Origin of the sequence: Enterobacter cloacae complex sp. IR5441, from assembly GCF_049238215.1 — a bacterium.
In the GTDB taxonomy this organism is placed as follows: Bacteria; Pseudomonadota; Gammaproteobacteria; order Enterobacterales; family Enterobacteriaceae; genus Enterobacter; species Enterobacter hormaechei_C.
In genome coordinates, this window is record NZ_JBMKIA010000027.1 from 1 (window position 1) to 12167 (window position 12167).

Consider the following 12167-nt stretch of genomic DNA (forward strand, 5'->3'; position numbering starts at 1 on the left):
TCGCACATCTTGTTGTCTGATTATTGATTTTTCGCGAAACCATTTGATCATATGACAAGATGTGTATCCACCTTAACTTAATGATTTTTACCAAAATCATTAGGGGATTCATCAGCGCTTAGCGAAGAATCTGCCTCTGAAGCATTCGATACGCTAGCGCATAAGAAAGATGCCGATCCGCCTAAACAAATAATATCGCTGCACAGACTCTTTATTTCTCTCTGCACGTTATTACTGATTATTGTTACCGGCACCGCTGTTTTACTGTTGCACCAGCGGGATTCCTATGCCGAGAGCCTGAAAGATTCTGATATGCATCTGCTCGGTAAAGTGGACAGGTGTACGATATACCTGATCGATAAGAATATGTATCAGCCGCGACAGCACTACTTTAATCACGTAAAAGAGGTCATCGCCAGTCAACATATCGACTGTCAACATCAGGTTGCAGATGCTTACTATTCCAGGTTTAAAAAGTCGCAGATAGAAAATTATTTCCTGGCCATCTGTTATCAGCAGGACAGTATCGACGATTATAAGAACTGCATTTCTTACAGAAGCCTGACCGGGAGTTAAAATATGTCAAGGACTAAAATGAGTGTACTGTTCAGTATCGTACTGGCGCTGTCTATCATCGCGTTGTTATGGGTCTATTTTACCAGAACGCAGGATGAGGGGTTTGGCTGCCAGTCAGATACCATTTCCTGGAAAACCTATTCCACGGGTGAGTCAACCGATATGTCGCTAACCACGCTTTTCCTGTTTAACAACAAAGATGTTGTGACGGTTATTCATAAAGGCGTACTCAAGAAAGAGGGCAAAAGCTACCTGATTGACAGAAATTACACGCTCAGCGTGGAAAAGGTCGACGGCAGCAATATCTTTTATATTAAGGATAAAAAGCTGAATAAATCTGAAGATGATGCGGCGCCGGATGGCGTTGTAAACGAAATGTTACTTGATAATATCAACTTCTTCTATATTACCAGCGTAAAAAAACATGCGTGGTTAATTAAGGGGCTGGTGTTGCCTGTAATGATGTGTGTGGCTGTCCCGACGTCCTGATATTTCTCTTTATTGAAAAATCGATATTTATCTATTACTCGGGAAATTGAGTAATTTACTCAATACGTAACAATAAGATACGAGAAATTTATTTATATTTTTATTGTTGCTCTCCGTCGAGTGAATTTTTCTGTATTGCCTCGTTATTTTGCGGCTGTCTATACTCCGCCTCGAAAAAGGGGCTCCCCTTTTTATACACGTGGATTCTTTTTTGAAGGACTAAATAAATGAACAAACTGAACGCTATCGTTCTGGGCTCCCTGCTGTCTGTTTCTGCCCTGAGCGCAGTTAATGCAGCTGAAACGACGGCTTCTGCCACCTGGCAGGCAACCGCGACCAAAGACAGCGAATCCGATCTGGTTGTTACGCCAACGCGTGCTTTGAACTTCGTTTACAGCGCCAATACCAAATCTTTCAACACCGATACCGGTCTGTTTGATGTGGCTATCCGTGGCGATCACTCTACGGCGACCAGCTTCAAACTCGAAGCTATCCTCGACGATTCAAACAACACGCTGTTCAGCGTGGGTGGTGAAGCGACCAAGCTGAAAGTGGGTGCGCGTTGGGGCGGTAACGACCTGGGCTCTATCGGTGGCACCGTGGGGGCGAAATCGACCGCATGGACCACGCTGGTTGATTCTTCTTCTAACACCGGCGTCTCTTCTGGCCTGTGGAACCTGACCACCAGCGCAGGCGCGGCGGCAGATACCGAAATTACCGGCCAGGACAAATTCGTCTTCTACGTTGACTCCGCTCAGGACAACGCCGGTACGGCGAAAGAGTTCAAAGACCTGACCAACAGCCTGTGGGAAGGGACCGTGTCTGTTGCGTTCCGCGCAACCTGGGGCTAAGGCCTGATCGATCCAGGGGCGCAAGCCCCTGTTTAGGGAAATAGCATGTTTAACCTCAAATCCGCCTTCTTATTTTTATTATTTATCTCTTCCTCCGCGCTGGCCATTAATGTGGGAAAAGTCACCACCATTATTTCTGCGGATGCTGACTCCACCGCCAAGGAAATAAAAAACGAAGCAAACAGCGTGCGTATTGTTTCTGTTCGCGCACAGCGGATCAGCAGCCCAATGGATGAAGGGATCGTCATTAATCCGGAGAAAGTGGACGAACTGTTGCTGACACCCACGCGCATGGTAATGCCCGCCGGTACCAGCAATATCGTCAAATTTTACTATCACGGGAACGCCGATAACAAAGAGCGTTACTACCGCATTACCTTCACGGATGAAGGGGTAAGCGAAGAGGTGGACAGCGGTTCGCCAAAAAACGGCACCGGGATGACGCGTGCGGTGGTGAGCACCATTCTGGTGGTTCAGCCCCGGGATAAGAAGATTGATTTCGTCTATGTGGCGGGAAAAATAACCAATAAAGGGAACACCTCGTTTCGCGTCAATGCGACCGGGACCTGCCTGAAGCCGAATCCGGAATCCCCCGGCACGCCGTGTAGCAAAAACTTCTACCTGATGCCAGAGACCTCGCGCGCTATCGAGGATATCAACGTTACGGATAACCATTTTCATCTCGGAATATGGGACCTGAAACAGTTCATTCCTGTTAAGTAAGGATGCATGGTGAAAAATAAATTAGTGTTGCCGGTGATGATGGCTTGCGCATCCGGCACGCTGCCCGCGCTTGCGCATGCAGCCTCAAGCTCCGTGGTTATCGCTAATTACCGTTTTCCCGACTCGCTTTATGCACTGCTGGAGCAGGGGATCAAAATTCCCGTCTATCTGGTGAATACGCGTCCACACTCAGCACAACAAGGGAACCACGAAGGCACGGCGAGCGAATATGTTCGTATCGGTGACGTGACGCTCTTTGCAAAAGATCTGAAGCTGGGGCTGAGGGATGTTCAGGTCCAGGAGTCTGATAACGGCATTCGTCTGTCAAAAGAGATGCGGGCGTTACTGCAAAGCATTAACGATAAGCAGTTTGATGACCAGATGCGTATTCCGGTTAGCGCGGGTTCGGCGTTCGAACTGGATCAGAAAAAAATGCGCCTGTTGCTGAATCTGTCGCAGAGCGACTACGGGGTGAATATTCGCCCGCGTGAGGTGGACATTGATGCGCCGGAGTCTGACGACCTGAGCGGCACGTTCTCCTACAACCTCGGGGCGTATCACACCGAGAGCGGCTACGGTGACAGCTGGTCGTCGGGCTATCTGAACGCGAGAAACTGGATCTCAATGGGCGTCGATCATGTGCTGATCGACGGCTCTGGCTACGTCAACGAGAGCAGCAGCGATACCCAGATGAACGCGGTTATGTGGGAGCGCGACTATCAGGGGATGCGCTACGCCGCGGGCATGCTGAACGGCTGGGCGATGCAGTCTCTGGCGAGCGTCAGCGGGATTTCCGGCGGGGAAGTCTACGGCGTTTCCATGGGCAACCAGGCCAACTCCCGCAAGCGCGACAACACGCTCTCTCTGACGCCGGTGGTGGTCTATTTCCCCACGGCGGGCGAGGCCCGTATTCGCCGTGACGGGCAGCTTATCGGCATTCAGCGCTTTGACGTCGGCAACCATGAAATTGACACCAGCAGCCTGCCCTACGGGATCTACAGCGTCGAAGTTGAAGTGGTGAGCGGAAGCCGCACCGTGTCGCGCAGCATGTACACCGTGAATAAGCCGTTCTCCAGCAACATGTCGGAAACGCTGCGCTGGCAGATGTGGGGCGGGATGTATAGCCGCGATAAATCCGTCGTCAATTATAAAAAATACGCGAAACGCAAAAACGAGCAGGACAACACCTACTACTACGATTACGACACCAAACATAAAGACACCATGTCGCTGGTGGGGGCCTCGTTCAGCAAGCGCAGCGGGATGGTCGACTGGAACGCCTCTACATACATGATGCGGGAACACATCGTCAGCGAGCTGTGGGCCTCCCTGAACCTGACGGGCTATTTCTCGGTGAATACCCAGACCATGGCCGCCTCCGACGGAACGTATCGCGCCAACTATGGGGCGAATCTCAGCCTGCCGTGGCAGATCGGCTCGGTGTGGTACTCCCATGAACAGCTCTCCAGCGGCAAGTTCCTGGATATCTATGAGAGCAAGGGCAACACCTGGGGCGCTTCCTTTAGCCTGCCGTCATTCGGCCTGCCCTCGGCAGGCAACCTGAGCCTGATGCGTCAGGAAGACGACCTCTATCGCTATAAACGCTATCAGCTGGACTACTCCCAGGGGTTATACGCCGGTCGCTACGGTACGGCGCGCCTGCGGGTGGGGATGTCGCGCAACAAATACGACGGGTATTACGAAGAGAAAGATCGTTACGTAATGCTCGATTTCGCCATACCGCTCGGCAATACCGTGTCGGTTGGCGTTTCCCACAATCGCGATACCGGCACGGCGCTGAACGTCAGCGCCAGCCGCCAGTTTGAGGGCGATTACCTGAAATCGGCTACCGCCAACGTCTCGAAAGCCTTTAACAGCCGCCAGGATCGCAGCGTAAGCGGCGGCGGCAGCGTGAACTTCGACACGCCGTGGAACAGCAACATCCTCAGCGTCCAGAGCGGCATGAGTAAAGGCTGGAACTCCACGCTGACCAGTGACGGCAGCGTGGGCTGGTCCAAAGAGGCCATCGCCGCCGGGAAAGGTACCGAAAGCGCAGGGGTGATTGTCAGTACCGGTCTCAAATCTGATGAAGCACTGACCCTGAAGCTTAACGGCCGGGCGGAACGCATCAAAGGGGATAAGACCTGGCTGTCGCTGCCGGCATACCAGGCTTATGACCTGGAAGTGATGAACAGTGAAACCGGTACGGAAAGCTATGAGATTGGCGCGAATGCGCGTCGCCATATCACGGTTTATCCGGGTAATACCGTGGTGATGAAGCCGCAGGTGAAGAAAATCGTCACCCTGTTTGGTCGTCTTGTGGATGCAAACGGGGCCCCGGTTGGCGCCATGCAGATCAAAAACCACGTCGGGCTGACCCGGACGGAAAACGACGGACGCTTCGTGATCGACGTTGATAAGAACAACCCTGTCCTGAGTATCGCCACGCCGGACGACAGCGTCTGCGAAGTGCGCCTGGACATCGAGTCTAACCGCGGTGCGCTGTGGCTCGGGGACATCTCCTGCGACAAAGGCGATTTCGTCTGGCAGGAAGCAAAAGGAACGCAGGAACGTGACGATGAAAAAGATATTCGCTCTTAATTTACTGCTGATGAGCGCGGCGGCCCAGGCGCAGGAGCTGCCCTATTTAGCCATTAATAACCCGGACAATAACGGTACGGGAAACAGCGCGGGGCTGTTTAGTCTGAACAGCACGTCGACCGCGTTTTTACACGGTTCGCGCGAGTGGCCGACCCTGAGTGCGAAAACGAATAACGGTATCGCCACTTACATCCCGGACAACAGCTACAGCGGTCCGGCAGGCAGCGCGCTGACCATCGACTTTTCGGTGACCGGTTCCAGCGCCTCTCCGTTCTTCAAAGGGACGGCGTGTTCCTCGTCCTGCGGCAACACGGGGTACACCCCGACGACCAGCTATACCGACACGTCGATGGTGGTTAAGCCGCCGGTGATGGAGCCCGGCACGTCATACGGGCGCTGGGTACTGGGCGATCCGTTCTTTAACTATCTGCTCAACGCCGCGCCAGGGGATGAAGTGACCATCACCTCCACGCCGCAAATCAGCTCCATCAACAAAGTGACCACCACCAATATGCTTCACAAGGTGGGCACGCTGACCATGACCAACGCCAGGGCGCTTAACCTGGGGATTGACCCGATCAGCGGTGAGGTGACGATTGTCGATGGATCAACGGGGGCCACCTGCACCAAATACACCCGCAACACGGTCTCTGGCGTCCTGTGCGACCTGCTCGAATACACGTTTGTTGGGGAGGATATCTCCGGTTACAACGGGGGGCTGGCGCTCACCTCTTCCCGCGTCAACAGCGTGCTGCAATCGCACATGAGCGGCGGCACCGGGCTTGCCGCCGAGCTGACCTTCGATGAAAACACCTGGTACAGTATCTCCGGCGGTATCCTGAGCGATACGCGTGTCCTGGCGAACACCTTCCTTGCAGCGCCGCAGAAAAACGGCGGCAAAGCGTCCCTTAAAATCTTTTTGCCGAAAGCGTTAATTCTGAGCGTGGCGCAGGCGGGGGACGGCAGCAACATTGGCAATATCGTCAGCCTGTGTCTGACGCCCGGCAACAGCTCGCTGGCGGCGGATTTCTGCTTCCAGCCGGGGGGCGGCCTGGTGATTAACCCTATCGAGCCCGGGCTGGAGATTGTGCCAGACAACCCGGATTACACCCTCGATCCTGACGGTCTGGGCGGCTCCGGGAAAGGCATTATCGGCGAAGCGCCCATTGAGATCCCCTACACCATCACCTACAGCGGGGCGCAAAAAGATGCGGCGATTGCGGTCACGGTAAAAGTCACCGGGCCTACCCAAAGCCTGAATGGGGTGGACTACTGCGCCTTTAGCGGCAACGGTTTCACGGTTCCCATTCCGGGCAACGTGCTGGTGGGGAAAAGCCAGACGCTGATGGCGCACAACTGTAAAGGCGAAGTACTGTCGATCCCGGCGCCGGCCACCCATGCGGAAGAGTGGGACAAAATGAGTTCCGGCGTGACCGATATGTGGCTCTGGAAAACACCGCTGATCCTCCAGTTCGTTATGGATAATCCGGTATCGAAAACCACCTATGACGGAAATAGCTGGTTTGGCGAAGTGACCGCGCAGGGAAGAATAGATGTTAGCGCATCCTGGAATTAATCAACCATGACTGGAAAATTCCTGGCTATTTTTGCAATAAATTGCTTCATTTCCACAGGGGCAAATGCTTTAATTATCGAAAGTCTGAATATTGATTTTCTTCCCGAAAGAGAAGTTGTTTTTCAGCCGATAAAAAACGATACCAGCGAGCGTCAGAATTATACCGTTTCGCTTATTCAGGTAGACGTTCCTAAAGAGAAGGGAAAAGAAACCGAAATAAAAGACGGCGAAGTCATGTATTCGCCTAAGCAATTAACGCTGGGGAGCGGTGAACGCGCGGGTTTTAAATTTTATTATACCGGCCCGCATGACAACAAAGAGCGATACTATCGCGTAAAATTCACCGAGACGCCGCTCCAGGCAAAGGTTATCACGCGCAAAGGCCAGCGCATCCAGTCGGATGTGGTGGTCTCGCTTGAGGCTATTTTGATTGTCCGTCCATGGACACGACATTTTGATTATGCGTTTAGCAACGGGGTGGTGAGTAATACCGGGAATACCTATTTTAAATATGTTTCCTCGGTCGGGTGCAGTACGCAATACAACAATTCAAAATATATTCCGCCGGGGCAACGGCTGGAAATAGATAATGCCGGGCAGGCTGCAAGGCGGATGATTATTTATGGCAATAAAATCATTCCGCTTACCACCTGCCCGTAGCAACCGCTTTCCTTCATAAAAGGAAATTAGCCTTTAGCATCATGCTAAAGATCCATCACTACAGGAGATAAAAATGAAAGCGATTTCATTCGTAGAAGCGAAAGACATTATCGGTGGCGCGTTAAACCCGTTCGCTGGTCTGGTTAAAGGTGCACAGCTGGGTTACGACACCGGCGCAAGCATCATGGGCATGGTTGGCGGTGTGGTTGGCGGAATTCTGGGTGGCGCAATGGGCTTCCTGGGTGCGCTGGTTGGTAGCTACAACTAATTCACGTTAACAGGAAAAGACTCATGCAAGTTATTGATTTCAAAAAAGCACAGGCCATCATCGGTGGTTGGGATCCGTTTGCTGCCGCTATTCAGGGCGCAAGCGCGGGCTATAACGCGGGCAGCCAGATGTTAGGCGCGCTGGGCGGCACCATCGGCGGCGTGTTCGGCCTGGTGGGCGGCTTCATCGGCGGTTTCTTCAGCGCCTAAGCGAGAAGCACGTTGTACGCATGGCCCGCATTGCCGGGCCATTTTTTTATTTCAGCCACGGATCATTATGTTTTCGCTCTTTCAGTATAAAAAACAGGGTAAGACCCCTGTTATTCGCCAGCATGAATTTACCGAATGTGGACTGGCCTGCCTGGCGATGGTGTTGGGGCACTACGACCACCATGTCTCTGTCAGCCAGCTGCGCCGGGAGATTTCCGTTTCCGCCGATGCGGGAACCTCAATGGCGGAATTGATGACCCTTGCCAGCGATAAAAATATGTCTGGCCGGGTGCTTAAAGGCGAAATCACTGAAATAGAAACGTCTGAGCTGCCGCTCATCGCCTTCTGGCGCGGCAACCATTTCGTGGTCATCGTGAAGATCGACAGCCGCAGCGTGACCGTTCACGACCCGGCCAGCGGCGTGCGTCGTTACCGTCTGAAAGAGGCGGAAAAACTCTTTTCCGGCTATGTTCTTGAGCTTAAGCCCACGCCGTGCTTCGAAAAGAAATCCCCGGATGAAAAGCTCACGCTTGGCCGGTTAGCCAATAAATCCCCGAGCCTGTTCCAGCGCCAGCTGCTGCTGTTTGTGCTCTGTATTTTTACCCTCATCACCATGCTGGCAAGCCCCACCTACGTGCAGCTGATTATGGATGAGGCCATTTCCCGCAGCGACAGCGATCTGGTGATCCTGCTCACCGCGATCTTCGCTATTGTCTTTATCTTTGAAGTCATCGGTAAATTCCTCAAGCAGCTGCTTGAGATCCTGATGCGTAACATTGCCTATGACGATTTAAGCCAGTCCGTGCGCCACTACATGCTGCGCACCCAGACCAGCTGGTTCCGCTCGCGCCCGCCGGGCATCGTGCTGGCCATTGAAAAATCGCTCCACGCCTGCGCGGAGTTCATCAGCAATGGTTACGTGCAAATTCTCTTTTCCAGCCTGATCGCCGTCACCAGCCTGCTGTTTATGCTGCTGTATAACGTCAAAATTGCGCTGCTGACGATGCTGCTGATGGGCGTGTTTTTCCTGATCCGCTTTTCGCTGATCGGCCCCTATCAACGCGCGGTGGATGACTCCATCGAGCGCACCGCCCAGTATGAATCCCTGCTGGTGGAGACGCAGAAAGGGATCATTACGCTCAAAGCGAACAATATGGAGCAGGCCCGGGATGCGGTGATGGATAAATCCCAGCGCGAACACATCGCCGGGCTGATGCGTAAAGAGCGGCTGCTGGCCCGCTTTGACGTGGCTTCGCTGCTGGTGATCAATGCCGAGCAGCTGCTGGTGGTCTGCTTTGGCGCGTGGTTGATCCTGGAAGGGCAGATGAGCATCGGGATGCTTTACGCCTATATCAGCTATAAGCGCTATTTTTCCGATGCCATGGTGCAGGTGGCGCAGAAGCTGCTGGACAAAAATGCCCTCAAGGGGCCGCTGGATCGCGTGGGCGACCTGCTGTTTGCCCCCTCTGAAACCAGCCAGTTTGGGAAGCGGATTGTCACCTCGCCGGTCTGTCTGCAATTTGAGGATGTCTCATTTGCCTATCCTGGCCGGGAGGCCACGCTACAGCATATCAATATGACCCTGAAGCAGGGCGAAGAAGCGGTGATTGTGGGCCAGAGCGGGTCGGGAAAAACCACGCTGCTGCGTCTGATCTCCGGCATGCTGCTGGCATCGTCTGGCACGCTGCGGATCAATAAGATCCCCATTGAGGAGTGCGATCTTTCCTCGCTGCGTCAGCACATCCGCATCGTCCATGCGGACGATATTCTCTTTACCGGCTCGATTCTGGACAACATCGCCTGCTTTGACAGCGCACCGGATAAAGAGCAGGTCATTGCCGCGTGTCGGCTGGCGGAGGTGGACCACGTCGTCGCCAGGCTGCCGCACGGCTACGAAACGGAGATGCTGCCGGGGAACACCTTTTTCTCTGCCGGGGAGATGCAGCGTCTGGTTCTGGCGCGCGCCCTGTACAGCCAGCCTAAGCTTCTGCTCTGTGACGAAGTGACGGCGAACCTGGATAAAACGACCGCGCAGAAAGTGCTGGCGAACCTGCGTAGCCTGGGGATTGGCCTGGTGTTTGTCACCCACTCGCCGGACGTGGTGGGCTGCCAGGGGCGTCTCTATACCATGGAAAACGGCACCCTGCGGGAGAGTGAGCAATGATGTTTCTGCCGCGTCTCTATGCGCGACTCTGCGCGCGCCAGGCCGGGCGCACGCTGCTGGCAAACCGGATCACGCAAAACTACAGCCAGTTTATGCGCTGCCCGGAGACCGATGTCCCGGCTGATTTTCTGCATCAGAACGCCCATGAGCTGAGCGGGTTTAACTTCGTGGAGCAGATCTTCCCGCCCGCGCTTTGGGCGCGCAACGTCCGCTTCGATCTGCACGCGTACGTGGCGCAGTGGACGCAGGAGCAGGCGTTTTACAGTTCATCTCGCACCCTGCTTCTGGGAATGCGCTGGGCGGGCTTTGGTCTGATCGTGGATGCGCTGCTCGCCACCGCGCCAGCCGATGTGCGCTTTCAGTTTATTACCCGTCACCCTGCGCTGCATAAGCTAATGGCCGCGCACGAAGGCCGACGCGCCAGCTCGTTTTTCGCCCCTCACCGCCTGGTGACGGTGCTGCTGATGGACGAACGCCTGCCGGATGCGCCGCTGTTCTCCACCCAGGCAGGGGATCAAAAGGCGTGGTTAACGGATGTCTCAACGCGGTTTTTATCGCGCTATGGCTACAGCGTCCGAACGCTGCTGCCGATCTGTTCGCTGCATGCGGTGGAGTTTGGGCTGGAGAGTCAGGCGTATGCGCCAGAGGATTACCGTCAGGCCGCCGCCGACACGCTGAACGCGCTGCGCAAAACCCCCACGCTCTGGAGTGCATGGGACGATCTTTCAGTGATTTATCATGGATGACATATCGTGAAATTAAAAAACCGAAGCCGACAGCGGCGGGCGCTGATCCCGCATCATTTCTCAAAAAGCTATCACATCAACGCGCCACGGCTGAAAGCCGTGCTGACCTTGTTCATCACCTTTTTTCTCTGCCTGCTGGTTTTTGCCATCGTCTTTAATTTTTCGGAAACCACGCTGGCACGTGGGGTGCTGATCCCGGCGCAGGGCGATGTGGAAGTCCGCGCCCGGGAGTCCGGTACGCTTGTGGATTTTGCCGTACGGCCAGGTCAGTACGTGAAGGAAAACGATCCGCTGTTCACCGTGTCGCAGGACTATGGCGGCAAGCAGGGCTCGGTGGTGCAGTTTGACCGCCAGCAGATGGAAGCGGAGAAGAAGCGCAGCGAGCAGCGCATCCAGGCCATTGAGGACTCGATTGCGTCGTATCGCAAAAATCTGGCGCAGCAGCTGGCTCTCACTGACAAGCAGATCGCCGTTTCCCGCGATAAGGTGAAGAAGCTGCGCGCGTTGTTAAAAAACAGCACCGACACCTACGAGGCGTGGAAATCCGTCTCCGGGAAGGGCTATGTCTCCAAAGTGGATCTCGATAAAAGCCACAACGATGTGCTCAATGCGCAGCTCAACCTGACGCTGGAGGAGAGCACTATTCTTGAGCTTGAGGCACGAAAAACCAGCCTGACCGACAGCACCCAGTCGCAAATTGACTCTCTGAGCGAAGAGCAGCTGTATGTGAAAAACCGCATCAGCGAAATTGACCGCAACCTGTCCAGCCGGGGAAGTTCCACCATGGCGATGCTGGCCCCTTCCGACGGTTACGTGGTGGCGATTAACTTCCCGCCTGGCCGGGCCATTACGCAAAATAGCGAGGTGGTGGTGGTGATCCGTAAAAATACCGCGGCGACGATGGAGGGGTACCTGTATGTTCCGGCAACGGGGGTGGGGCGCGTGGCGAAAGGCGATAAGGTCAAGCTGCGCTTCGACTCCTGGCCCGTAGACAAATACGGTTCCGTGGAAGCGACGTTGTCCGATTTCTATGAGGTAAACATTGATGCCCATTCGGCGCTGATCCCGCTCCAGGAGGGGCAGAACTACTACCTGGCTAAAGTGCGCGTCCCCTCCTGGTTTACCGACCCGGACAAGAAAAAGCGCATGCTGATGGGCGGAATGACGGTGAACGCCGATATCGTTATCGATCGTAAGCCGCTTATCAATCTGCTGATTGCGCCGCTGGAAAGGGTACGCAAGCGGTTTATCGATTGACCCGATTTCATCGATCATCGCCCTTTAGCCCACATTCTTAACGGCAC

11 protein-coding genes are annotated in these 12167 nt (G+C 54.3%); all 11 read left to right on the forward strand.

Features of this window, described 5'->3' with window-relative positions; translation table 11 throughout:
• The first annotated feature begins 594 nt into the window (after positions 1–594).
• On the forward strand, positions 595–1065 hold the full coding sequence (locus ACOTX5_RS20790) for a hypothetical protein (protein WP_126489793.1): 471 nt from the start codon (positions 595–597) through the stop codon (positions 1063–1065).
• A 227-nt stretch (positions 1066–1292) separates the two neighbouring features.
• Positions 1293–1916 (forward strand): common pilus major fimbrillin subunit EcpA, encoded by a 624-nt coding sequence (locus tag ACOTX5_RS20795; protein ID WP_003860995.1) that lies wholly within the window; start codon positions 1293–1295, stop codon positions 1914–1916.
• 45 nt (positions 1917–1961) lie between these two features.
• Positions 1962–2639 (forward strand): pilus assembly protein, encoded by a 678-nt coding sequence (locus ACOTX5_RS20800; protein WP_045910976.1) that lies wholly within the window; start codon positions 1962–1964, stop codon positions 2637–2639.
• A 6-nt stretch (positions 2640–2645) separates the two neighbouring features.
• Positions 2646–5240, forward strand: coding sequence for a CS1-pili formation C-terminal domain-containing protein (locus tag ACOTX5_RS20805; protein WP_045910975.1), 2595 nt, complete (start codon positions 2646–2648; stop codon positions 5238–5240).
• The gene (locus ACOTX5_RS20810; RefSeq protein WP_063945183.1) at positions 5218–6816 is read left to right on the forward strand and encodes a hypothetical protein; all 1599 of its coding nucleotides are present in this window, start codon (positions 5218–5220) and stop codon (positions 6814–6816) included. The genes ACOTX5_RS20805 and ACOTX5_RS20810 overlap by 23 nt, the downstream gene beginning before the upstream one ends.
• Positions 6817–6822: 6 nt before the next feature.
• A complete protein-coding gene (locus tag ACOTX5_RS20815) occupies positions 6823–7476 on the forward strand; it encodes a hypothetical protein (RefSeq protein WP_006812468.1) in 654 nt (217 codons plus the stop codon).
• Positions 7477–7549: 73 nt separating this feature from the next.
• Positions 7550–7744, forward strand: coding sequence for a hypothetical protein (locus ACOTX5_RS20820; RefSeq protein ID WP_013094846.1), 195 nt, complete (start codon positions 7550–7552; stop codon positions 7742–7744).
• 23 nt (positions 7745–7767) lie between these two features.
• A complete protein-coding gene (locus ACOTX5_RS20825) occupies positions 7768–7953 on the forward strand; it encodes a hypothetical protein (RefSeq protein ID WP_001196016.1) in 186 nt (61 codons plus the stop codon).
• A 67-nt stretch (positions 7954–8020) separates the two neighbouring features.
• Positions 8021–10117, forward strand: coding sequence for a peptidase domain-containing ABC transporter (locus tag ACOTX5_RS20830; RefSeq protein ID WP_017383654.1), 2097 nt, complete (start codon positions 8021–8023; stop codon positions 10115–10117).
• Positions 10114–10863, forward strand: coding sequence for a hypothetical protein (locus ACOTX5_RS20835; RefSeq protein ID WP_017383653.1), 750 nt, complete (start codon positions 10114–10116; stop codon positions 10861–10863). The genes ACOTX5_RS20830 and ACOTX5_RS20835 overlap by 4 nt, the downstream gene beginning before the upstream one ends.
• Before the next feature lie 6 nt (positions 10864–10869).
• Positions 10870–12120, forward strand: a complete 1251-nt coding sequence (locus tag ACOTX5_RS20840) for an HlyD family secretion protein (RefSeq protein ID WP_017693988.1) — start codon at positions 10870–10872, stop codon at positions 12118–12120.
• Positions 12121–12167: the final 47 nt, after the last annotated feature.